The sequence below is a fragment of the Sphaerotilus sp. genome, from assembly GCF_041083715.1.
Classification (GTDB): domain Bacteria; phylum Pseudomonadota; class Gammaproteobacteria; order Burkholderiales; family Burkholderiaceae_C; genus Sphaerotilus.
The window spans coordinates 1-22,898 of sequence record NZ_JBFPGY010000283.1 but is presented as its reverse complement, the minus strand read 5'-3'; the positions used below and the strand labels follow the sequence as shown (position 1 = coordinate 22,898).

23 protein-coding genes and 1 tRNA gene are annotated in these 22,898 nt (G+C 69.4%); 9 read left to right on the top strand and 15 right to left on the bottom strand.

All coding sequences use genetic code 11. From position 1 onward, the window contains the following. The 7 genes from AB3X43_RS12985 to AB3X43_RS12955 all read left to right on the top strand — a co-directional run. A partial coding sequence (locus tag AB3X43_RS12985; protein WP_369430275.1) for a Gfo/Idh/MocA family protein occupies positions 1 to 1,059 on the top strand: 1,059 nt, incomplete at its 5' end. A 10-nt stretch (positions 1,060 to 1,069) separates the two neighbouring features. Next, positions 1,070 to 1,825 (top strand): sugar phosphate isomerase/epimerase family protein, encoded by a 756-nt coding sequence (locus AB3X43_RS12980; RefSeq protein WP_369430274.1) that lies wholly within the window; start codon positions 1,070 to 1,072, stop codon positions 1,823 to 1,825. Positions 1,826 to 1,850: 25 nt separating this feature from the next. Then, a complete protein-coding gene (locus tag AB3X43_RS12975; protein ID WP_369430273.1) occupies positions 1,851 to 2,924 on the top strand; it encodes a sugar phosphate isomerase/epimerase family protein in 1,074 nt (357 codons plus the stop codon). Further along, positions 2,921 to 4,078, top strand: coding sequence for a Gfo/Idh/MocA family protein (locus tag AB3X43_RS12970; protein WP_369430272.1), 1,158 nt, complete (start codon positions 2,921 to 2,923; stop codon positions 4,076 to 4,078). Before AB3X43_RS12975 ends, AB3X43_RS12970 begins: the two co-directional genes overlap by 4 nt. Before the next feature lie 30 nt (positions 4,079 to 4,108). Beyond that, positions 4,109 to 6,565 carry a beta-glucosidase H gene (locus tag AB3X43_RS12965; protein ID WP_369430271.1) on the top strand — a complete coding sequence of 819 codons (2,457 nt, stop codon included), beginning with the start codon at positions 4,109 to 4,111 and terminating at the stop codon, positions 6,563 to 6,565. Positions 6,566 to 6,598: 33 nt separating this feature from the next. Further along, positions 6,599 to 6,925, top strand: a complete 327-nt coding sequence (locus AB3X43_RS12960) for a Dabb family protein (protein ID WP_369430270.1) — start codon at positions 6,599 to 6,601, stop codon at positions 6,923 to 6,925. Between the two features lie 14 nt (positions 6,926 to 6,939). Beyond that, on the top strand, positions 6,940 to 7,971 hold the full coding sequence (locus tag AB3X43_RS12955; protein WP_369430269.1) for a pirin family protein: 1,032 nt from the start codon (positions 6,940 to 6,942) through the stop codon (positions 7,969 to 7,971). Here AB3X43_RS12955 and AB3X43_RS12950 read toward each other — a convergent pair. The 11 genes from AB3X43_RS12950 to AB3X43_RS12900 form a co-directional block, all read right to left on the bottom strand. Beyond that, positions 7,968 to 8,624, bottom strand: coding sequence for a nucleotidyltransferase family protein (locus tag AB3X43_RS12950; RefSeq protein ID WP_369430268.1), 657 nt, complete (start codon positions 8,622 to 8,624; stop codon positions 7,968 to 7,970). The genes AB3X43_RS12955 and AB3X43_RS12950 overlap by 4 nt on opposite strands. A 48-nt stretch (positions 8,625 to 8,672) precedes the next feature. Next, positions 8,673 to 9,680, bottom strand: coding sequence for an XdhC family protein (locus tag AB3X43_RS12945; protein WP_369430267.1), 1,008 nt, complete (start codon positions 9,678 to 9,680; stop codon positions 8,673 to 8,675). A 37-nt stretch (positions 9,681 to 9,717) separates the two neighbouring features. Further along, complete coding sequence (locus tag AB3X43_RS12940; protein WP_369430266.1) at positions 9,718 to 10,254, bottom strand: SRPBCC family protein; 537 nt, start codon at positions 10,252 to 10,254, stop codon at positions 9,718 to 9,720. Beyond that, the gene (locus tag AB3X43_RS12935; protein WP_369430265.1) at positions 10,230 to 11,435 is read right to left on the bottom strand and encodes a vWA domain-containing protein; all 1,206 of its coding nucleotides are present in this window, start codon (positions 11,433 to 11,435) and stop codon (positions 10,230 to 10,232) included. The genes AB3X43_RS12940 and AB3X43_RS12935 overlap by 25 nt, the downstream gene beginning before the upstream one ends. Beyond that, positions 11,432 to 12,379: an AAA family ATPase gene (locus AB3X43_RS12930; protein WP_369430264.1), complete on the bottom strand. Its 948-nt coding sequence runs from the start codon at positions 12,377 to 12,379 to the stop codon at positions 11,432 to 11,434. The genes AB3X43_RS12935 and AB3X43_RS12930 overlap by 4 nt, the downstream gene beginning before the upstream one ends. Further along, positions 12,376 to 13,170: an FAD binding domain-containing protein gene (locus AB3X43_RS12925; protein WP_369430262.1), complete on the bottom strand. Its 795-nt coding sequence runs from the start codon at positions 13,168 to 13,170 to the stop codon at positions 12,376 to 12,378. The genes AB3X43_RS12930 and AB3X43_RS12925 overlap by 4 nt, the downstream gene beginning before the upstream one ends. A 40-nt stretch (positions 13,171 to 13,210) precedes the next feature. Next, entirely contained in the window at positions 13,211 to 15,568 is a 2,358-nt protein-coding gene (locus AB3X43_RS12920; protein WP_369430261.1) for a xanthine dehydrogenase family protein molybdopterin-binding subunit, read from the bottom strand. Between the two features lie 24 nt (positions 15,569 to 15,592). Beyond that, a complete protein-coding gene (locus AB3X43_RS12915; RefSeq protein WP_369430260.1) occupies positions 15,593 to 16,072 on the bottom strand; it encodes a (2Fe-2S)-binding protein in 480 nt (159 codons plus the stop codon). Positions 16,073 to 16,325: 253 nt separating this feature from the next. Continuing rightward, positions 16,326 to 16,835 (bottom strand): peptidoglycan-binding protein LysM, encoded by a 510-nt coding sequence (gene lysM / locus AB3X43_RS12910; protein ID WP_369430259.1) that lies wholly within the window; start codon positions 16,833 to 16,835, stop codon positions 16,326 to 16,328. 169 nt (positions 16,836 to 17,004) lie between these two features. After that, the gene (locus AB3X43_RS12905; RefSeq protein WP_369430258.1) at positions 17,005 to 18,261 is read right to left on the bottom strand and encodes an alkaline phosphatase family protein; all 1,257 of its coding nucleotides are present in this window, start codon (positions 18,259 to 18,261) and stop codon (positions 17,005 to 17,007) included. Between the two features lie 91 nt (positions 18,262 to 18,352). Continuing rightward, positions 18,353 to 18,428 (bottom strand) — tRNA-Arg (locus AB3X43_RS12900). Positions 18,429 to 18,578: 150 nt separating this feature from the next. On the opposite strand from AB3X43_RS12900, the gene AB3X43_RS12895 reads away from it, so the two are divergent. Beyond that, entirely contained in the window at positions 18,579 to 19,100 is a 522-nt protein-coding gene (locus AB3X43_RS12895; RefSeq protein WP_369430257.1) for a c-type cytochrome, read from the top strand. A gap of 92 nt (positions 19,101 to 19,192) precedes the next feature. On the opposite strand, the gene AB3X43_RS12890 is transcribed toward AB3X43_RS12895, so the two are convergent. From AB3X43_RS12890 to purU, 4 genes are read right to left on the bottom strand one after another with little or no spacing between them, the layout of a single operon-like run. Next, positions 19,193 to 19,732, bottom strand: a complete 540-nt coding sequence (locus tag AB3X43_RS12890) for a DUF2946 family protein (RefSeq protein WP_369430256.1) — start codon at positions 19,730 to 19,732, stop codon at positions 19,193 to 19,195. Positions 19,733 to 19,746: 14 nt separating this feature from the next. Then, positions 19,747 to 20,769 carry a YheT family hydrolase gene (locus tag AB3X43_RS12885; RefSeq protein ID WP_369430255.1) on the bottom strand — a complete coding sequence of 341 codons (1,023 nt, stop codon included), beginning with the start codon at positions 20,767 to 20,769 and terminating at the stop codon, positions 19,747 to 19,749. A 1-nt stretch (position 20,770) separates the two neighbouring features. Beyond that, positions 20,771 to 21,220, bottom strand: coding sequence for a YybH family protein (locus AB3X43_RS12880; RefSeq protein WP_369430254.1), 450 nt, complete (start codon positions 21,218 to 21,220; stop codon positions 20,771 to 20,773). 9 nt (positions 21,221 to 21,229) lie between these two features. Then, a complete protein-coding gene (purU, locus tag AB3X43_RS12875) occupies positions 21,230 to 22,114 on the bottom strand; it encodes a formyltetrahydrofolate deformylase (RefSeq protein ID WP_369430253.1) in 885 nt (294 codons plus the stop codon). A 26-nt stretch (positions 22,115 to 22,140) separates the two neighbouring features. Here purU and AB3X43_RS12870 point away from each other — a divergent pair, with 26 nt between their 5' ends. Next, entirely contained in the window at positions 22,141 to 22,845 is a 705-nt protein-coding gene (locus AB3X43_RS12870; protein ID WP_369430252.1) for a sigma-70 family RNA polymerase sigma factor, read from the top strand. Positions 22,846 to 22,898: the final 53 nt, after the last annotated feature.

Sequence of the window (22,898 nt, the reverse complement as noted above, 5' to 3'; positions counted from 1 at the left end):
GGCATCATCGGCTGCGGGAACATCTTCCCGGCCTACCTGAGAACGCTGGCCCGATGCCGCCGCGTCCGCATCGTCGCCATCGCGGACGCCAACGCCGAACTCGCTGCCAGCCGCGCCGCCGAACACGGCCTGACCGCGCTGTCCATCGACGCCCTGCTCGCCAGCGAGGCGCTGATCATCCTCAACCTCACGCCCCCGCAGGCACACCACGCGGTCGGCCTGCGCGTGCTGAACGCCGGCAAGCACTTCTTCACCGAGAAGCCGCTGGCCGCGACCTTCGAGCAAGGGCTGGAGCTGGTCGAGCTGGCCCGCGCCAAGGGCCTGCGGGTCGGCTGCGCGCCGGACACCTTCCTCGGCGCGGCCGGGCAGGCACTGCGTGCGCTGGTCGACGCCGGCACCGTCGGCGCGATCCGCCACGGCACGGCGCAGTTCATGAACCACGGCCCCGACCACTGGCATCCCAACCCCGCCTTCTTCTACCAGCCGGGCGGCGGGCCGCTGCACGATGTCGGCGTCTACTACCTGACGCACCTGGTCCACCACCTCGGCCCCGTCGCCCGCCTTGCCTCGACCAGCCACACCACGCACAACCCGCGCACCATCCCGCTCGGCGACCGGGCCGGCGAGCAGCTCCCGGTGGCGGTGCCGACGCACGTCGTGACACAGCTCACCTTCGAGAGCGGCGCCCACATCGTGCTGACCTCCAGCTTCGATGTCTGGCGCCACACGCACACGCCGATGGAACTCTACGGCGACGACGGCACCCTGCTCGGCGCCGACCCGAACCAGTTCGGCGGCACCGTGCGCCACAACCGCCAGACCGGCGAGTTCGCGCGTGCACCGGGCGGAAGGCCCTACACCACCAACAGCCGCGGCATCGGTCTGATTGACATGGCGCTGGCCTTGCAGGAAAACCGCTCTCACCGCTGCAGCGCGGAGATGGCGCTGCACGTCCTGGAAATCATGGACCGCGCCCTCGACGCCGGCCGCACCAGGCAAGCCGTCACCCTCACCACCCGCTGCGAGCGCCCCGCACCGCTGACGGGCAAGCTGTTCTAGGAGCCTGATGATGAAACTCTCCGTCCAGATCTATTCCCTGCGCGATGCAGGCGACCTCGACACCCAGCTCGCACTGGCCCGTGCCGCCGGCTTCAAGTGGATCGAATCGGTGGCCAGCCATGGCCTGCCGCCCGACGAGTTCGCCGCCAAGGTGGCCGCGCATGGCCTGCGCGTGTCGTCGATGCACGTCAGCCTGGCCATGGTCGAAAACGAGCTGTCCCGCGTGATCGAGACCTGCCACGCCACCGACTGCCGGCTCGCGATCATGCCCTGGCTGCCGATGGGCGAGCGCCCGGCCACGGCCATCGGCTGGCAGGCGCTCGGTGCCCGGCTGGCCAGGATCGGCGACACGCTCAATGCCGAAGGGCTGCGGCTGGCCTACCACAACCACGAGTTCGAGTTCCTGCACTACAGCGGACGCACGGCGCTCGACTGGATCTTCAGCACCGCCAGCGCCAAGCAGCTCGGCTGGGAAGCGGATCTGGGCTGGGTCGCCCGCGCCGGGCTGGATCCGCTGGCCGCGATCGAGCCCTACGCCGACCGCCTCGTGGCCATCCACACCAAGGACATCGCGACGCCAGGCACTGCCGCTGACGAAGATGGCTGGTGTGCGCTGGGACAGGGCATCGTGCCGTGGGCGGCGCTGCTCGCCGACCTGCAGAAGCGGGTCAGCCTGTTCGTGCTCGAGCACGACAAGCCCAAGGACCACGCGGCGATGCTCCGGACCAGCTTCGAGTTCATGCACCAGCACCTGATCGCCAACTGACCTGCGCACCCAGCGGGGTACCACCATGACCACCACCTCCCCGATCCGCGGCCCCGGCGTCTTCCTGGCGCAGTTCGCGGGCGACGCGGCGCCATACAACTCGCTCGACGGCCTCGCCGGCTGGGCCGCGGGCCACGGCTACGCGGGCGTGCAGATCCCGAGCTGGGACACGCGGCTGATCGACCTCGCACTGGCAGCCGAGAGCCAGACCTACTGCGACGACCTGCGCGGCCGGCTGGCGGCGCACGGCGTGCAGATCACCGAGCTGTCGACGCACCTGCAAGGCCAGCTCGTCGCCGTGCATCCCGCCTACGACGCGCCGATGGACGCCTTCGCGCCCGAAGCGGTGCGCGGCCAGTACGCCGAGCGCACCGAATGGGCCAAGCAGCAGCTGCACTTCGCCGCCAAGGCGTCGCAGCGCCTCGGCCTGACCGCACACGCCACGTTCAGCGGCGCACTCGCGTGGCCCTACCTGTACCCGTGGCCGCAGCGCCCAGCCGGGCTGATCGAAGCCGCGTTCGACGAACTCGCGGCGCGCTGGCGGCCGATCCTCGATGCCTTCGACGAGGCGGGCGTCGATGTCTGCTACGAGGTCCATCCCGGCGAAGACCTGTGCGACGGGGCGAGCTACGAGATGTTCCTGGAGCGCGTGGGCAACCACCCGCGCGCCAACCTGCTGTACGACCCGAGCCATTTCGTGCTGCAGCAGCTCGACTACCTCGCCTACATCGACTGCTACCACGCGCGCATCAAGGCGTTCCACGTCAAGGACGCCGAGTTCCGCCCGACCGGCCGGCTCGGGGTCTACGGCGGTTTCCAGGCATGGAAGGACCGCGCCGGCCGCTTCCGCTCGCTCGGCGACGGGCAGGTGGATTTCCGCGCCATCTTCAGCAAGCTGACGCAGTACGGCTACACGGGCTGGGCGGTGCTGGAGTGGGAGTGCTGCATCAAGCATCCCGAGCAAGGGGCCGCCGAGGGCGCACCGTTCATCCGCGATCACCTGATCCGCGTGGCAGAGCGCGCCTTCGACGACTTCGCGGCCAGCGCGACCGATGACGCCACCAACCGCCGGATGCTCGGCCTGGAGCCACGCGCATGAACGCGCCGCTCTCCGCGCCGCGCCGCCTGCGGCTGGGCATGGTCGGCGGCGGGCAAGGCGCGTTCATCGGCGCCGTGCACCGCATCGCAGCGCGGCTTGATGACGACTGGGAACTGGTGGCCGGTGCGCTGTCGTCCGACCCGGAACGCGCCCGCGCCAGCGGGGCCGAACTGCGCATCGACCCGGCGCGCTGCTACAGCGACTTCCGCGAGATGGCCCGCGCCGAGGCGGCTCGCCCGGATGGCATCGATGCCGTCGCCATCGTCACGCCGAACCACCTGCATTTCCCGGTCGCCTGCGCCTTCATCGAGGCGGGTCTTCACGTCGTCTGCGACAAGCCGCTGACGACGAACCTCGCCGACGCGCAGCACCTGCAGGCGCTTGTGCGGCAACACGGCGTGCGGCTGTGCCTGACGCACAACTACAGCGGCTATCCGCTGGTCCGCGCCGCACGGGCGCTGGTCGCGGCGGGCGAGCTGGGCGACGTGCGCATCGTGCAGGTCGAGTACGCCCAGGACTGGCTCGCCCAGCCACTCGAAGACTCCGGCCAGAAACAGGCCGCGTGGCGCACCGACCCCGCGCAGGCCGGCCCTGCCGGTTGTCTCGGCGACGTGGGCACGCACGCCGCGCAGCTCGCCGAATTCATCACCGGCCAGTCACCGCAGCAGCTCAGCGCCGAGCTGACCACCTTCGTGCCCGGCCGGCGTGTCGATGACCATGTGCAGGTGCAACTGCGCTACGCCAGCGGCGCCCGCGGCCTGCTCTGGGCCAGCCAGGTGGCGACCGGCGAGGAGAACCACCTGCGCCTGCGCGTCTACGGCACGAAGGCGGCGCTGCACTGGGACCAGGAATCGCCCAACGAGCTGACGTGGCATCCGGCCGGCCAGCCCGCGCAGCGCCTGACCCGCGGCATGGCGTCGTTGCCCGCCGTCGCCGCCGCCGCGACCCGCACGCCCGGTGGCCACCCCGAGGGTTACCTCGAAGCCTTCGCCCAGCTCTACCGCGACTTCGCCGGCGACCTGCGCGACCTCGCCCGCCCGGCCAGCGTGCCCGGCGTGGACGACGGCGTGCGCAGCCTCGCCTTCGTGGAAACGGTCCTCGCCAGCGCGTCGCGTGATGGTGCGTGGACCGACCTCCCCTCCGAACTGTCCTGAACCGGACGACCGAACCCGAACCCCACTGCCATGACCACCCCGAACATCCCCGCCCTGCTCGACGCCCTGACGCTGGAAGAACAGGTCAGCCTGCTCACCGGCGCCGACTTCTGGTGTACGGTCGCCATCCCGCGGCTGGGCATCCCCGCCATCAAGGTCACCGACGGCCCGAACGGCGCCCGCGGCGGCATCTTCAACGGCGGCCCGCAGACCGCGTGTTTCCCCGCCGCCATCGCGCTCGGCGCGACCTGGGATCCGGCGCTGATCGCCGAAGCCGGCCATGCGCTGGCGGACGAGGCCAAGCTCAAGGGCGCCACCGTGCTGCTCGCGCCGACCGTCAACCTGCACCGCTCGACGCTCAACGGCCGCAACTTCGAGTGCTACTCGGAAGACCCATTCCTCACCGGCGAGATCGCCTGCGGCTACATCCGCGGGCTGCAGGACAACGGCGTGGCCGCGACGATCAAGCACTTCGTCTGCAACGACAGCGAGGTGGAGCGCATGTCGATCGACTCCGTGGTCGAGGAACGCACGATGCGCGAGCTGTACCTGGTGCCGTTCGAGAAGGCCGTCAAGGAAGCGAACGTGCAGGCCGTGATGACCTCGTACAACCGCATCAACGGCGACTTCGCGGGCGACAACGCGCCGCTGGTGCGCGACATCCTGCGCGGCCAGTGGGGCTTCGACGGGCTGGTGATGTCGGACTGGTTCGCCGAGCACGACACGCACAAATCCACCACCGCCGGCATGGACCTGGAGATGCCCGGCACGACCCGCCACCGGGGCGAGGCGCTGGTGCAGGCGGTGCGCGAGGGGCGCGTGTCGGCCGACGACGTGCGTGCCTGCGCGGGGCGGGTGCTGCAACTGGTCGAGCGGGTCGGCGGCTTCGCGTCGCCTGGCATCCCGGACGAGCGTTCGGAGGACGCGCCCGAGCGCCGTGCCCTGATCCGCCGCCTCGGCGCGGAAGGCGCGGTGCTGCTGAAGAACGAGGGGGGCCTGCTGCCGCTGGCTGGTTCGGCGCGCACGATCGCGCTGATCGGCCCGAACGTGGACACCGCGCAGATCATGGGCGGCGGCAGCGCCAACGTGAACGCGCTGCACCGCATCACGCCGCACGAAGGGCTGGCCGCGCAGACCGACGCCGCGCTGGTCTGCACACCCGGCGCGGACAACTACCGCTGGGTGCCGGTGCTGAACCAGCCGATGGCGGTGGCGTTCTACACCTCGACCGACCTGAGCGGCGAGCCGGCGGTGCAGGCGGTCTATCCGAGCAGCGAGAAGCTCTGGGCCGGCGCGGTGGAGGACGGCATCGACCCGATGCACTTCTCGGCGCGTGCGACGGTCGAGTTCGTGCCGCCGGCCGATGGCGACTACCAGGTCTCGATCACCAGCGCGGGCCTCAGCCGCGTGCTGTTCGATGGCGTGCAGGTCGTCGAGGCGTGGGAGAGCTGGGCGCAGGGCGACACCTACTTCACCTTCGGTTGCACCGAGCGGGTGGTCAGCCACCGGCTGCAGGCAGGCGTGCCGGTGACGATCACGGTCGAGTATTCGTCGCCGACCGGCGTGCCGGTGTCGTTCAAGGCGCTGCGGCTGGGCGTGCATCTGCCGCGGGGCGAGGCCGATCTGGCGGCGGCCGAAGCGGCGGCGCGTCAGGCAGACGTGGCGGTGGTCTTCATCGGCCTGAACGCCGAGTGGGACTGTGAGGGACTGGACCGCCCCGACATGGCGCTGCCGCACCAGCAGAACGCGCTGGTCGAGCGCGTCGTCGCCGCGAACCCGAACACCATCGTCGTGCTGCAGACCGGGGCGCCGGTCGAGCTGCCGTGGCTGGACCAGGTGCCGGCCGTGCTGCAGGCGTGGTATCCCGGCCAGGAGTGCGGCCACGCAATCGCCGACGTGCTGACCGGCCGCGCCGCGCCGGGCGGGCGGCTGCCGCAGACGTGGCCGAAGCGGCTCGCCGACGTGGTCACCTCGAATGGCGATCCGCTGCGCTACCCCGGTGTGGATGGGCGCGTGGTCTACGACGAAGGCGTGTTCATCGGCTACCGGCACCACGACACGCACGGGGTCGCACCGATGTTCCCGTTCGGGCACGGCTTGTCCTACACCTCGTTCGCCTGGGGCGAGGTGTGCGTCGATCGCACGGAGGTCGAAGCGGGTGGCAACGTCACCGTCTCGGTGGACGTGACCAACACCGGCCCGCGGGCGGGCGCCGAGGTGGTGCAGCTCTATGTGAGCGACCCGGTCAGCGGCGCGAGCCGGCCAGCGCAGGAACTCAAGGGCTTCGCCAAGCTCGCACTGCAACCCGGCGAGACCGGCACAGCGACGATCACGCTCGGCATGCGGGCCTTCGCATGGTTCGACACGGCACGCGGCGGCTGGATCGCCGAGGCGGGCGCATTCACGCTGCGGGCCGGGGCCTCATCGCGGGACATCCGGGGCGAAGCCGGGGTGACGCTGGCAGGGGACTGGTTGGCGACAGCCTGATCGGGTGATGCGCACGTTCAAGGAGCTTTTGCCATGTTGATTCACAGCGCGCTGTTCTGGCTGCGGGACGATCTCTCGCCCGGGCAACGGACCTTGTTCGAGGCCGAGCTGCGGCGCCTGGCGGCCATTTCGTACCTGGAGCGGGGTTACGCCGGCCCGGCCGCCGCCACCGAGCGGCGGCCGGTGACCGACAACACCTTCGACTACGCGACCTGCTTCGTCTTCAAGTCGATGGAAGACCACGCGTTCTACCAGACCCGGTGCGCCGACCACGCCCGGTTCGTGCAGGTGTGCAGCGCGTTCTGGACGCGGGTGGTCGTGCACGACATCGCGCCGTTGCAGGCCGTGCAGGCAGCTTGAGGGCCGATTCCACCATGTCTGCTGCGACCCTGACCCTCCACCCGCTCGGCTTCCCCTGGCCGACGCAGGATCCGTTCCTGTTCTGCGTCCACCACGATGACCGCTACCCGAAAGGCAACGGCCAGTACGGCCCCGCCGCGTCGCTCGCCGGCCGGCAGATCGGCAGCGACTTCTCCTACCGCGACGGCTGGAGCATGTACCACGGCGAGTCCGTGCCCGGCTTCCCCGCCCACCCGCACCGGGGCTTCGAAACGGTCACGCTGGTGCGCACCGGCCGCATCGACCACGCCGATTCGCTCGGCGCCGCCGCCCGCTACGGCGATGGCGACGTGCAGTGGCTGACGGCCGGGCGCGGCATCCAGCACGCCGAGATGTTCCCGCTGCTGTCCACCACCGCGCCGAATCCGCTCGACCTGTTCCAGATCTGGCTGAACCTGCCAGCCCGGAAGAAGTTCGCTGCGCCGCACTTCACGATGCTCTGGGCCGGCGACATCCCGCGCCGCACCGACACCGATGCGGCCGGCGCCACGACCGAGCTGGTCTGCGTGGCTGGCGCGCCCGATGGCATGGCCACGCCGCCCGGCCCGCCGCCGGATTCGTGGGCCAGCGACCCGGCCGCCGACGTGGCAATCTGGACGCTGCAGATGGCGCCGGGGGCACGCTGGACGCTGCCGGCCGCACGCGGCGGCGCGACGACAAAGCGGCGCCTCTACTTCTACAGCGGCGCCACGCTCACGGTGGACGATCAACCGGTACCGGGCCATGCGGCGATCGACGTGCCGGCCGAACGGGCCGTCCACATCGTCAACAGCGGCGCGGCGCCCGCCGAGCTGCTGATGCTGCAGGGCCGCCCGATCGGCGAGTCCGTCGCCCAGTACGGACCGTTCGTGATGAACACCGAGGCCGAGATCCGGCAGGCGTTCATGGACTACCAGCGCACACAGTTCGGCGGCTGGCAGTGGCCGGACGCGGCGCCGGTGCATGGGAACGACCCGGCACGCTTCGCACGGCATGCGGACGGCCGCAAGGAGCAGCCCGCGCGTTAACGACTGGACACCGGCACACCGGCCACCAGATCGGCGGGTGTGTCCACGTCCGCCAGGCAACCCGGATCGTCCGGCACCTCCAGCCACCGCACAGTCTCCCGGTGCCGCTGCAGCACCGCCCGCGCACCTGCATCGCCATCCAGCGCCCTCAGCGCCGGCAGCCACACAGGCGCAAATCCGACCGGGTGACCGCCCTGCCCCCGGTGCCGCGGCCGCACGATCGACGCGCCGCCGTGCAGTGCCTCGGCCACGGCCACCAGCGTCGCCGGTGCGATGCCCGGCATGTCGCCCAGCGCCACGATCACCGCCCGCCCGTCCGGCCAGCCCGCCACGCCATCGGCCAGACTCGCGCCCATTCCACGCTCCGCCCGTGCACTGACAACCACCGCCGCCCCGTGGGCCCGCAGCAGGTCGGCCAGATCATCCCGCCCCGCACGCACCACCGCGACCACCGGTCCTTCGCCGGACGGTGCCAGCGCTGCCTGCAACCGCCGCAGTGCTTCGAGCACGACGACCCGCCCGTCGGGCAGCTGCGCCGTCAGCTTGTCCTTGCCGCCCGCAGCCCGAAAACGCTCGCCTCGGCCGGCCGCCAGCAGCAGCCCGGCCACCGGCACCCGGTCGCCAGTCGAAAGCAGGGGCGTCAGGTCGTCCATGCCCGAGGCCTGCCGTGGCGGTGGGTTGTCTGGCGCACCATCGGCAGCTCACCGGGCCGGCACCGTGCACCCCGTGTCGGGAAGCGGTGCCGCCGATCCATCCTTCTTCTGCCGCAGCAGCACCCCGTTGCGCACCGCCACCACCTCGGCCACGATCGACACCGCGATCTCCGCCGGCGTCCGACTGCCGAGGTCCAGCCCGATCGGGCCGTGCAGCCGGTCGATCTCGGCCGCCGACAGGTCGAACAGCGCCAGCCGCTCCTTGCGCCTGGCGGTGTTGCCCCGTGAGCCGAGCGCGCCGATGTAGAAGGCCGGCGACTTCAGCGCCTCCAGCAGCACCAGGTCGTCGAGCTTGGGGTCGTGCGTGACGGCGATCACCGCGCTGTGCGGGTCGAGCTGCAGCTCGGTCACGAGGTCGTCGGGCATCGCCGTGCTGAAGGTGGTACCGGCCACGTCCCAGCTCAGGTGGTATTCCTCGCGCGGGTCGCAGACGATCACCTCGAAATCGAGCATCAGCGCCATCTGCGCCACCGCCCGCGAGAGCTGCCCCGCGCCAATGATCAGCATCCGCCAGCGCGGCCCGAACAGCGCCCGCAGCCGGTGCCCGTCGAACGTGAACGCCTCGCCACGCGCCGCCGGCTCGATCGCCACCGCGGCCGTGTCGAGGTCGAGCACCCGGGCGACCAGTTCGTGCCGCGCCGTGCGCTGCAGGAGGTCGTCGATCCACGCGGTGTCGCCCAGCGGCTCCTGGACCAGCCGCAGCGTGCCGCCACAGGGCAGACCGAAGCGGGCAGCCTCCTCCTTCGTCACGCCGTAGGTCATCAACGCCGGCCACGCGACCCGCTCCTGACGGCGCACGCGGTCGATCAGGTCGTCTTCGACACAGCCACCCGACACCGAGCCGACCACCTGCGCGTCGTCGCACACCGCCAGCAGCGCGCCGGGCGGGCGTGGCGCCGAGCCCCAGGTCTCGATCACCGTCACCAGCCACACGGCATGGCCAGCGGTACGCCAGTCGCGTGCCTGTTGAAGCACCTGCAGATCAAGGCTGTCCATCACCAAACTCCTCGGTCACGTCTCAGGGCGAGGCGCATCATCCGCCGCGCCGCCACGGCAGCCACGATGTCGACTTGCCTTCCACGTTGTCCGGCCCGGACGCGGGCGCCGGCTCTGGCGGTACCTCAATCCGGAAGCGTGCCTCGAAGGCCACGAAGAACTCTTCCGCGATCTTGCTCGCCGCCGCATCGACCAGCCGCGAGCCGATCTGCGCGATCTTGCCACCGACCTGCGCCCGGGCGATGTAGGTCAGCACCGTGTGACCCTCCACATCCACCGACGGCGCCAGCGTCACGTCCGCCGAGCCCTTGCCGTGGCCGGCAACACCGCCCTGCCCTTCGAAATGGATGGTGTAGCTCGTCGGCGGGTTCACGTCAGCGAGCTTCAGATTGCCCTTGAAGCGCGCACTGACCGGGCCGATCTTGACCGACATCAGCGCATGGAACGCATCCTCGGCCGTGCGCTCCAGCGAGTCGCAGCCGGCCACGCAGTCCTTGAGCACCTCGGGATCGTTCAGCGCGATCCAGGTGACATCGACCGGCGCGGGAATCAGTCGTTCGCCTTTGAGTTCCATGGTGGAGTTCCTTGAGCTGGGAGAGAAGCGGGGCGGCGCAGCGCCTGCTCCAGATCGGCGAGGCTGGCCAGGTTGTGGACCGGCAGCAGGCGATCGACGTGCGGCAGCAGCGCACGCACGCCCGCCGCCCGGGGTTCGAAGCCGTCGAAACGCAACAGCGGGTTGAGCCAGACGACCTGGTGCGCGAGCCGGTGCAGCCGGGCAGCAGCTTGGGCGAGCTGTCCGCCGTCGTCGCGGTCCAGACCGTCGGTGACCAGCATCACCGCCGCGTTGCCGCCGAGCACGCGGCGCGCCCAGTGGCGGTTGAAGTCGTCGAGGCAGGCGCCGATGCGGGTGCCGCCTTTCCAGTCCTGCACCTGCGCACCGGCCTGCGTCAGCGCGACGTCCGGATCGCGGTGGGCGAGGCAGCGGGTGATGTTGGACAGCCGGGTGCCGAAGGTGAAGGTGTGGACCTTCAGGTAGCGGCGCGTCAGGCCGTGGGCGTAATGCAGGAACAGCCGCGCATACCGGTCCATCGACCCCGACACGTCGAGCAGCACGACCAGCGGCGGCAGTTCCCGGCGCGGCCGGCTGTAGACGGGCAGCAGCAGGTTCGGCTCGCGCGCCATGCGCCGCATCGTCGCGGACAGGTCGATCGTGCCGCGTGCCGCCCGCTCGTGCCGGCGTCGGCGCACCGGCTGGAACGGCAGCGGCGCGCGCTCGGCCAGCCTCTTGGCCCGCTCGAACTCGGCAGTGGTCATCGTCTCGAAGTCGGTGGTCTGCAGCCGCTCGCGCTCGGAGAAGGTGAAGGTCGTCTCGAAGGTGATCTCGTCCGACGCCGCTTTCTGCTCGTCGGGCGTCTTCGCGGCGGCTTCGCGCTGGGCGGCCAGCGCTTCGGCCAGGCGGTTGCTGCGCGGCGGGCGCTGCTTCTCGCCACGGCCCGTGACCTTGGGCAGCAGCAGGACCATCAGTTGTTCCAGCAGCTTCGGATCGCGCCAGAAGGTGGCGAATGCGGCGTCGAACAGCACCTGCTGCTCGCGCCGGTCGATCATCACCGCCGACAGCGCTGCGTGCACATCCTCGCGCCGCTCGACCCCGACCACCTCGATCGCCGCCATCGCTGCGAGCACCCGGTCCGGCCCGACCAACAGCCCCGCGCGGCGCAGCACGCGCGCGAAATGGACCAGGTTCTCGCCGATCACGGCCCGCCCGCCCCGGTCAGTTCCAGCACGCCCTTGGCACGCAGCTCGTCCAGCAGCCGCGCGGTGTCGCCGCCCTGCAGCTTGGCGATGTCGTCCTGGTGCTTGAGCAGCACGCCCAGCGTGTCCTGCACCACCGCCGGGTCGAGCCGGATCGCGTTCAACGCCACCAGCGCGTTGGTCCAGTCGATCGTCTCGGCCACGCCGGGCATCTTGAACAGGTCCAGCGTGCGCATGCGCTGCACGAACTCGACCACCTGGCGCGACAGCCGCTCGGACGCGCCAGGGGCCTTGCGCCGCACGATGTCGAGTTCGCGCTCGACGCTCGGGAACTCGACCCAGTGGTAGAGGCAGCGCCGGCGCAGCGCGTCGTGGACCTCGCGCGTGCGGTTGCTGGTGATCAGCGTGATCGGCGGGGCCTCGGCGCGCACGACACCGAGTTCGGGGATCGTGATCTGGTTTTCCGCCAGCACCTCGAGCAGGAACGCATCGAACGGCTCGTCCGCCCGGTCCAGCTCGTCGATCAGCAGCACCGGCGTCTGCGGGCGGGTCAGCGCCTGCAGCAAGGGGCGCTCGATCAGCATCTCGCGCGCGTAGAGGTGCCGCGCCAGCCGGTCGTGATCGACCTCGTGCGCGGCCTCGGCGAGGCGGATCTCGATCATCTGGCGCGCGACATTCCACTCGTAGGCCGTCTGCGCCACCTCCAGCCCCTCGTAGCACTGCAGCCGCAGCAACTCCGCCCCGAGCGCGCCAGCCAGTGCCTGCGCCAGCGCCGTCTTGCCGACCCCGGGCTCGCCTTCCAGGAACAGCGGCCGGCGCAGCTTGAGACTCAGGAACAGCGCGGTGGCGAGCCGCCGGTCACAGACATAGTCCTGCCCGGCGAGCGCCTCGACCACCGCCTCGACCGAGTCCGGCAAGACCACCGCGACCCCGGCGCTGCGGGTCAACGGGCCAGCGCGGCAGCCACCGCCCGCGATGCCATCACGCTGATCATCGCGGCGCGGTAGGCGGTCGAGCCATGCATGTCGCCGTTGAGGTCGTCCGGCGAGACCTGCACCGCCTTGGCCGCTTCGGGCGTGAAGCTGGCGTTCAGTGCGGCCTCGATCGCCGCCTCGCGGTAGGCCGCCGATTTCGCACCGGTCACGCCGACCCGCACGCCTGCCGCCGACCGGCTCACGCACACGCCGATCAGCGCGAAGCGGGAGGCCGGCTGCTTGTACTTGATGTACGCGGCATGGGTCGGGATCGGGAACTGCACCGCCACGATCAGCTCGCCCGGCTTGAGCGCAGTCTCGTACAGGCCGAGGAAGAAGTCGTCCGCGGCGATGGAGCGGCGGTCGGTGTGGACCGTCGCACCCAACCCGAGCACACCCGCCGGGTAGCAGGCAGCCGGGTCGGCATGGGCCAGCGAGCCGCCGATGGTGCCCATGTTGCGCACCTGCTGGTCCCCGATGCCCCCGGCCAGTTCGGCCAGCGCCGGGAGAGCGGCGCGCACCGCGGTCGAATTCGCCACCGTGGCGTGGGTGGTCATCGCGCCGATGGTGACGCTGCCGGCATCGACCGTGATGCCCTTCAGGTCGGCCACGCCGGAGAGGTCCACCAGCCGCTCGGCCATGGCCAGCCGCAGCTTCATCGCCTGCACGAGGCTCTGGCCGCCCGCGAGGTAGCGCGTGTCGCCGTCGAAGGCGGCCACCGCCCCGGCGCGGTCGGTCGGATGCTGATAGTCGAAGGTGTACATGAGGAAGTCTCCTGTGCTGTGCGTTGCGGGGCGATGCCGTTCAGGACAGGCCGTTGGCGGCGCGCCAGACACGCTCCGCAGTGGCCGGCATCGCGATGTCACGCACGCCCAGCGCGTCGGTCAGCGCGTTGATGAAGGCCGGAGGCGAGCCGATCGCGCCCGCTTCGCCGCAGCCCTTGACGCCCAGCGGATTGTGCGTGCAGGGCGTGACGGTGTGGTCGACCGTGAAGTTCGGGAGGTCGTCGGCGCGTGGCATGGCGTAGTCCTGGTACGAACCGGTGAGCAGCTGGCCGGACGCCTCGTCGTAGACGCAGGCTTCGAGCATCGCCTGGCCGAGGCCCTGGGCGATGCCGCCGTGGACCTGGCCGGAGACGATCATCGGGTTGACGATGTTGCCGAAGTCGTCCACCGCGGTGAAGCGCTCGACGCGGGTCCTGCCGGTCTCGGGATCGACCTCGACCTCGCAGACGTAGGTGCCCGACGGGTAGGTGAAATTCGTCGGGTCGTAGAAGGCGTTCTCGTTGAGGCCCGGCTCCAGGGTTTCGAGCGGGTAGTTGTGCGGCACGTAGGCGGTCAGCGCGACGGCGCCGAACGGGATCTTGCGGTCGGTGCCGGCCACGCGGAACTCGCCGTTGTCGAACTCGATGTCGGTGTCGGCCGCTTCGAGCAGGTGCGCGGCGATCTTCTTGCCCTTGGCGATGACCTTGTCCACCGCCTTGACGATGGCGGTGCCACCCACCGACAGCGAGCGGCTGCCGTAGGTGCCCATGCCGAAGGGGATGCGGCCGGTGTCACCGTGGACGATCTCGACGCTCTCGACCGGGATGCCCAGGCGGCCGGCGACGACCTGCGCGAAGGTGGTCTCGTGGCCCTGGCCGTGGCTGTGCGAGCCGGTGAAGACGGTGACGGTGCCGGTCGGGTGGACACGCACCTCGCCGGCCTCGAACAGACCCGCCCGTGCCCCGAGCGCGCCGGCGATGTTGCTGGGCGCCAGGCCGCACGCCTCGATGTAGCAGCTGTAGCCGAGACCACGCTTCTTGCCCGCCGCCTCGGACGCGGCCCTGCGCGCCGGGAAACCGGCCACGTCCGCCAGTGCCAGTGCCTTGTCGAGGTGGGCGCTGTAGTCGCCGATGTCGTAGGTCAGGCCGACCGGCGTGGGGTACGGGAAGGTGGTGATGAAATTCTGGCGGCGCAGCGCGGTCGGATCGACGCCGAGGTCGCGCGCGGCGGTCTCGACGATGCGCTCGACGACGTAGGTAGCCTCCGGGCGGCCGGCACCGCGGTAGGCATCGACCGGCGCGGTGTTGGTGAAGACGGCCTTGACCTCGGCGTAGATGGCCGGTGTCTTGTACTGGCCGGCCAGCAGCGTCGCGTACAGGATGGTCGGCACGCTCGACGCGAACGTGGACAGGTAGGCGCCCATGTTGGCGATGGTCTTGACGCGCATCGCCAGGAAGTTGCCCTGCGCGTCCATCGCCAGCTCGACCTTGGTGGCGTGGTCGCGGCCATGCGCATCGGCCAGGAAGGACTCGCTGCGGTCGGCGGTCCACTTGATCGGGCGGCCCACGCGCTTGCTGGCCCAGACCAGCGCGGTTTCCTCGGCGTACAGGAAGATCTTCGAACCGAAGCCGCCACCCACGTCCGGGGCGATCACGCGCATCTTCGACTCGGGAATGCCGAGCACGAAGGCGCACATCAGCAGCCGCTCGACGTGCGGGTTCTGGTTCGAGACGTAGAGGGTGTAGCTGTCGTCGTGGCGGGTGTACGAGGCGTTGGCCGCGCGCGGCTCCATCGCGTTCGGGATCAGCCGGTTGTTGACGAACTCCAGCGAACTCACCTTGGCGGCGACGGCGAAGGCGGCGTCCACGGCGTCCTTGTTGCCATGGCCCCAGTCGTAGCAAACGTTGCCCGGCACGTCGTCATGCACGGACGAGGCGGCACCGTCGGCACTGCCGATGTTGACGACGGCGGGCAGTTCATCGTAGTCCACCTCGATCAGCTCGGCGGCGTCCTTGGCCTGCAGCGTGGTCTCGGCGACGATCAGCGCGACCTGGTCCCCGACATGGCGCACCTTGCCCTGCGCGAGCACAGGGTGCGCGGGCTCCTTCATCGGCGTGCCGTCCTTGCTGTGGATCAACCAGCCACAGGGCAGACCGCCGACCTTGGCCTCGGCCAGATCAGCACCGGTGAAGACCGCGACCACGCCCGGCGCCTGGCGCGCGGCGGTGGTGTCGATCGAGCGGATGCGGGCGTGGGCGTAGGGCGAGCGCAGGAACACGCCGTAGGTCTGGCGGTTCAGCACCACGTCATCGGTGTACTGGCCAGCGCCGGTGAGAAAACGCTCGTCCTCGCGGCGCCGCAGCGGCTTGCCGATGGGGGAATTCGACATGTCGGACATCTGGTGGGCTCCTCGTGCGGGCGGTCAGGCGCTGGCGGCCACACTGCCGCGCTGGCAGAACTGGATGGCCTGGACGATGTTGTGGTAGCCGGTGCAGCGGCAGAGGTTGCCCTCCAGCCCCTCGCGGATCTCCTGCTCGCTGGCGGCGGGCTTGTCCTGCAGCAGCTGAACCGAAGCCATCACCATGCCCGGCGTGCAGAACCCGCACTGGAGACCGTGGCACTCGCGGAACGCCGCCTGCATCGGGTGCAGTGCGCCATCCTGAGACAGTCCTTCGATGGTGGTCACCACCCCTCCCTGCGCCTGGACCGCGAGCATCGAGCAGGCCTTCACAGCCCGGCCGTTCAGGTGCACGGTGCAGGCGCCGCACTGGGCGGTGTCGCAGCCCACGTGCGTGCCGGTGAGCTGCAGCGTCTCGCGCAACAGCTGGACCAGCAGCGTGCGCGGATCGACGTCCACATTGACCACCTGGCCATTGACGGTGAGGGAAAGGGGAATGCCCACGCTTGTCTCCTGTGAAACACGGTGGCACAGCAGCGGAAGATGGCTGTGTCCGGTCGGACCATTGTTGGAGAGCCGTCAGGTTCTGGTCAGGTGGTGTTCCCTTATGACTGGAGATGCATACATCTGCACGGCCTGGCGCTGCGCATTCGCCTACACCGTCACCGTGCGGCACCATGAAAAACGGCGACCGATCACTCGGTCGCCGTGGTGCAGCGGGCAGGACCCGGAGAAGAAGGTCCGCCTCAGGCCAGGATCAGGCCGGGATGCGCAGCACCTGGCCCGGATAGATCTTGTCCGGATGGCCCAGCATCGGCTTGTTGGCCTCGAAGATCTTCGGATAGAGGTTCGCGTTGCCGTACTCGGCCTTGGCGATGGCCGACAGGGTGTCGCCACGGACCACGGTGTGCCAGCGCGATTCGTCGGCCGGCTCGGTGACGGTCAGCATGTCGTTGACAGCGGTGACGCCAGCGACGTTGCCGCAGCACAGCAGGACCTTTTCCTTGGTGGCCTGGTCGGGCGCACAGCCGGAAACGGTGGCCTGGCAGGTGGTGCCGTCAAAGGCGACCTGCAGCCCGTCGACGTTCAGGCCCTGGGCACCGATGTACTTCTCGATCGCAGCCGCCGCGCCCGCATTGGCTGCGTCGAGCTTTTCCTGCGCGGCCACCGGATCCGGAGCGGTCGCGGCTTCGGCGGCTGCTTTTTCCGGGTTGTTGCTGCCGAAGAGCTTCTCGCCGGCTTCCTTGATGAAACTCATCAATCCCATGGTCTTGATTCCTTCTGCTTCTGCATCGGTGGGAACACAACGTGCCTTCGCGGCGCGTCCACACAGGTTAGACGCACTGCGTTCACCTGACAAGCGTGACTTGTTTCACCTTAATCAACCCCATACCGCGGTATAGGACCGGTCGGACAGGACGCAGTGGGGGGGTCGGTCATCGGGCGGAGAACTCGACCAGGGGTTCGCCGCGGCCGAACACATCCGTGATCGGGCGCAGATTGGCGTGTTCGCGTTCGCAGGTGACCCGGTCCTCGACACAGGTAGCGAGGAAGTCGCGGCGGAACGTCTCCAGCAGACCCTGGCTGTGCAGCACGGTGGCCAGCACGTTCAGCGCGTCGATGCGCTCGGCATAGACACCGGGGCGCACACCGGCGCCGTGGAACAGCGTGGCGATGGAGTGGCGGCCAGTGCGGTAGCCATCCCCTTGCGAGGTGTCGGTGGAGCCATCCTCGTCGAAGGTGACGATGAGCAGGCTGTTGTGCGTGCGGGCCCAGGTGGCATAGGGGCCGATGTGGCGGCGCAGCCAGTCATCGGCATCGGCGAGCGGAGCGCTGTGGGCGTCGTGCTGCTCGTCGGGCACGACGAAGGACACGTCAGGCAGCATCGAGAAGTCGAGCGGGCGGCCATGGTCGTCTTCGGCGAAGCCACGCCAGCGGCGACCGGTCGGGTCTTCGGTGGCACGGAAGCCGAGGTTGACGTCCACAGGGAGCAGGAACCTGCGCTGCGCCTCGGGCACAGCGCGCGGCGTGTGCGTCGAGCCCAAGTCCATCCAGTTGATCACCGGGTTGTGCTTGCGGCGGTAGTGGTCGGTGAGCGGGTTGAGGTCCCCCTCGCCATCCCACAGCGGGTGCGGCAGGCTCTCGGAAAAGCTCAGGAAGGTCTTGCCGGCCTGGCGCAGCGCAGCGCCCAGGTTGGCCGTGCTGAACGGGCGGCGCTCGGCGGGAACGAGCCGGTTGCCGATGCCGGCGGGCTGGTCGTCGCGCTGGCCCGGCAGCGCGTCACCGTTGCGGGCCATGCGCACCTCACCACGGTAGGGCGACGTGGGGTCGAGGAACCACGCCGGCAGCACCCCCTGGTGGCTCGCCGAGAACAGATAGAGGTAGTTCGGCTGACTCGGCCGTGCCGACAGCGGCCCCTTGAAGCCGGCAGGAATGCGGCGGTACGGCGTCTCCGAGGCATAGGCGTTGGAGAACCGCGCGCCGTGCTGCGGATCGTTGGCGAGACCATTGAGGAAGGGCATCGCCGGGTTGCCCCAGATGCGCTGTCCACCACCAGCGTCGGCCGAGCGGTTTTCGAGCACCACCACCACGATGTGGTCGTAGGGTGCGGCGCTGACCGGTGCGGTCACCCCGCTCAGTGCAGCAGCCAGAACGGCCACACAGACAAGACGCTTTGCTGCTGTCACAGGCATCACAGACACTCCGGAATCGCATCCATCGCAGGAACAACCTCCTCACAAGCGAAAACGCCAACCGGTGTCGGTTGGCGTTTCACGGATCGGGTGGTGCGCCCGGCTGGGATCGAACCAGCAACCCTTGGCTTCGGAGGCCAATACTCTATCCATTGAGCTACGGGCGCAGCGAATGCGATTCTAGCAGTTATCGGAACGCGGCATGCACGCAACACGGGCGAGATGCATCCGGCCCTTATAATTCGACGGTTTTGCGCACCCTGCCTGCCCTGCACGCGAACAGTGCCCACACCGCGTTCAACAGCCCTGAGGAATCCATGAGCCAAGCCCACGACGAGCACGAAAGCCCGATCAAGACCCCCAAGCAACTCATCCTGGCGGTGATCTTTGCCTTTGTGGTGCCCATCTTCGCCATTGTCCTGCTGGTGAAGAACGTCGGTAGTGACACCCGCTCCGGCGCAGGCGCCGACGCCCTGAGCGCAGAAGCCACGGCCGCGCGCATCCAGCCTGTTGGCGCCGTGACCATCAAGCTCGAAGGCGGTCCGCTGAAGACCGGCGAAGAAGTGTTCAAGGGCCAGTGCACAGCCTGCCACACCGCTGGGCTGGCGGGCTCGCCGAAGTTCGGTGATGCCTCTGCCTGGGGTCCGCGCATCGGCAAGGGCTATGAAGCACTGCTGACCTCGGCCCTCAAGGGCAAGGGCGCCATGGGCGCACAGGGCGGTGGTGATTTCAGCGATCTGGAAGTCGGTCGTGCCGTGGTCTACATGGCCAATGCCGGCGGCGCCAAGTTCGAGGAACCGAAGGCTGCCGCCGCACCGGCAGACGCTGCTTCGAAGTGATCCCGCCACTCGCGCGCCCTCGGCTTGCCGAGACAGTCGCCGAGTAGACAGAAGCCGGTCGATGACCGGCTTCTTTCATGTCCGGTCCGCCTTCAGGCAGACCGGCGGCGCTGCGGACTCAAGTCGTAGCCGAAGCGCACCGGCAAATCGGCAAACAGCACGTCCTGCGGCATCCACACACCACCGACCACCGCATCTGCGGCCGAGTCCATGTCCGCCGAGCGCACCAGCCCGAGACCGATCGGCGTGTGCAGGAACAGGCGCCCCAGTTCGTCGACCAGCGCCTCGCCCACCGACGGCACCGGGCGCCCGGTCTGTGTCTCGACACGGAATTCGCCGTCCAGTCGCTGCACGCCGAACACCCAAGGCGCGGCCTCCAGCTCGACAAACACCTTCTGCGGACCGTTCTGGAAGAACCAGCCACCGCTGGCATCGGCCTCGTAGTTGCGACCGATGAACGCGCGCAACTTGTCGTGCAGGATCCGGCTCCCCTTGACGAACGGAAACGGGCCTGCCGCCTGCACACGGTCGTCGCGCATGTACCAATCGCCGCGGGCATCCAGCGCCAGCCAGCCGCGACAGTCGGGTACGTTGGGCCACTTCTTCAGGGCTGCCTTGACAATGTCGTCCATGGGCCGATCTTGCCTCAACGCGCTGGCGTGGGCCAGCGGGCACCGAGCTGCTCGTGCATCCAGCCCATCACGGCCCGCGGCAAGCCGCGCACATCCCCAGGCAGCGGCCCGGCAGCAAACCCGACATGGCCACCATGGTCTGGTTGCCACAAGGTGACATGGCGACCGACCTCATGGGCGCCAGGCAGGCTCTCGGCGGGCACGAACGGGTCGTTGCGTGCGTTGATGACCAGCGCAGGGATGCGGATGTCAGCCAGCCGCGGTTTGGCGGAGGCGCGACGCCAGTAGTCCTCGGTGTCGCGGTAGCCGTGCAGCGGCGCCGTGAAGAGGTTGTCGAACTCGTAGAGCGTGCGCGCCTGGCGCAGCCGGTCCGCGTTGAACAGACCGGGGTGCTGCGCGAGCTTGGCGAGCGCCTTGGGCTTCATGGTGCGCAGGAACATCGGCGTGTAGAGGTGGCGGTTCAGGCCACGCCCGATCGCATGGCCGGCTGCGGCCAGGTCGATCGGCGAAGACACCGACGCCACCGCGTGCACCACGGCACCCGCCTGCGTGCCCGACTCCTGCGCCCAGCGCAGCAGCGCATTGCCGCCCAGCGAGACACCGACCGCGACAACCGGGCCGCGGCCACCGTGCGAGCTGCGGATCTTGTCCAGCATCCAGCCGATCTCCGCATGGTCCCCCGAGTGGTAGGCACGCGGCGCCAGATTCAGCTCGCCGGAGCAGCCGCGGAAGTGCGGCACCGCATAGCGCCAGCCATGGCGGCGCGCCCAGTCGGCGAAGGCCAGCGCGTAGTGGCTGCGCGAGGAGCCTTCCAGCCCGTGGAACAGCACCAGCAGGCCGGCACCCTCGCCTGCAGCGCCGGCCGAGTCGACCGGATCCAGCCAGTCGATGTCGATGAAATCGGCGTCGGGCGTGGTGTGGCGCTCGCGGCGATAGACCACCGGAGCGGCCGTGTCATGGCTGCGCGAGAACAAGGCCGGCCAGACCGTCTGGGCCTGCCCGCCAGGCAGCCAGCCGGGAGCGGGGTCGAGGGTCAAGTCAGTGCAGCATCGACGGTTCGTCACTGAACTCCTGCACCTGGCGTGGACTGCCCGGGCTGGCATGGTGGGCCAGCAGCCGCCAGCCCTGGGGCGTCTTCACGAAGATGTTGGTGGCCAGCACGTAGGCACGCTGCGGTCCTTCGGGCGTGGCCACACGGATCTCTTCGAGCACATGGTGCACGGCGAAGCCCCCCGCCACGATGCGGCGCACCTGCGAGACGCGGGCATCCACGCTGCCATTGGCGAACAGGCTCTCGAAGGCCGAACGGATCGCCTGCGCGCCGACCAGCCGCGGCCCGCCCGGGTGGATGCAGGCAATGTCTTCGTCATCGGACCAGACGGACATCACCCGTTCCAGGTCCGCGTGCTGCAGGGCCTCGTAGAACTGGGCTTCGGTTTCGTCGGGAGTGGCCATCAGGGCGGCCTGCAGGGGCTTGACGCGGGGCATGGGGCTCCTTCAGCGGAAGACGACAGTCTTGCGACCGTTGAGCAGCACACGGTGTTCGACATGCCAGCGCACGGCACGCGCCAGCACCACACATTCGACATCGCGCCCGACGGCGGTGAAATCCTCGGGGCTGAGCGTGTGGTCCACGCGCTCGACGTCCTGCTCGATGATCGGACCCTCATCCAGATCGGCGGTGACATAGTGCGCCGTCGCCCCGATCAGCTTCACGCCACGGTCATGCGCCTGGTAATACGGCTTGGCGCCCTTGAAGCTGGGCAGGAAGCTGTGGTGGATGTTGATCGCACGCCCCTGCAGGAAGGCGCAGAACTCGGGGCTGAGGATCTGCATGTAGCGCGCCAGCACCACGAGGTCGATGTCCTCGCGGGTGAAGAGCGCCTCGATCTGCTGCTCCTGTTCGCGCTTGGCGACCGCGCCGCTGCCGGTAGGCAGCGGCAGGTGGTGGAAGGCGATGCCGTAACTGGCGGCCAGATCGGCAAAGTCCGGATGGTTCGAGACGATGGCGGGAATGTCGACGCCAAGCTGTCCGCTCTTCCAGCGGAACAGCAGGTCGTTGAGGCAATGCCCGTGCTTGCTGACCATCAGCATCAGGCGCGGCTTGCGCGCCAGGCTGCGGACCTGCGCGGTCATGCCGAACTGCTGGCGGGTGTGGCTGAACAGGCGGTCGAGCGTCGCGGCATCGCCCAGGTGCTCGGGCGCATCGAAGTGGACCCGCATGAAGAACAGCCCGGTCGCCTCCTCGCCGAGGACATCGCCGAACTGCTGCGAATCGATGATGTTGCAGCCCGCCTGGTACAGCAGGCCGGAGACGGCGTGGACGATGCCCTTGGCATCGGGACACGAGAGGGTAAGGACAAAATCACGTGACATCGGCATGGTGGCCCGGATTCTACGCAGCCACCATGGCGACCGTGTGGCCTCTAGAATCCGCCGACTTCGACGAGGACCACCGAATGGCAGCGACTTCCCCAGAACGTGCGCAGGAATTGGCAGACCTCCTCGCCAGGACGGGTCTGGGCGACCGAACCGCCTTTTCCACGCTCTACCAGCGCACCAGCGCGCATCTGCTCGGGGTGATCCTGCGTATTCAACGGCAGAGAGATCTCGCCGAAGATCTCCTCCAGGAGGTCTATGTGAACGTCTGGCGCAGCGCATCGGGCTTCGATGCCAGCCGCGCCCAGGCGCTGACCTGGCTGTCGAGCGTGGCGCGCAACCGTGCCATCGACAGCCTGCGCCGGCGCCAGACCCAACCAGAGACCATCAGCACCCACCGCCCAGGGAGGGAGGATGAGGAAGACCACGACATGTTGCAGGATTTTGTCTCCGATGACCCCGATCCCCAGACGCTGTTCAGCAACGCCGTCGAAGCACGCGCGGTGCGCGTCTGCATGGACGCCCTGAGCGCCGACCAGAAACAGAGCCTGGCGCTGGCCTTCTACCAGGGCCTGTCGCATGCCGAGGTGGCCGACCAGATGGCGCAGCCGCTGGGCAGCGTGAAGAGCTGGGTGCGCCGCGGCCTGCTGGCCCTGCGCACCTGCCTGGAGCGGACGGGCTTGGGCAGGGACTTCGGTCCGGCCATTGCCACCGTCCACGGACCGCAGGGTTGAGCCATGGACTACAGCCGCCGTGAACTGAGCGATCGCCTGGCCGCCGAATATGT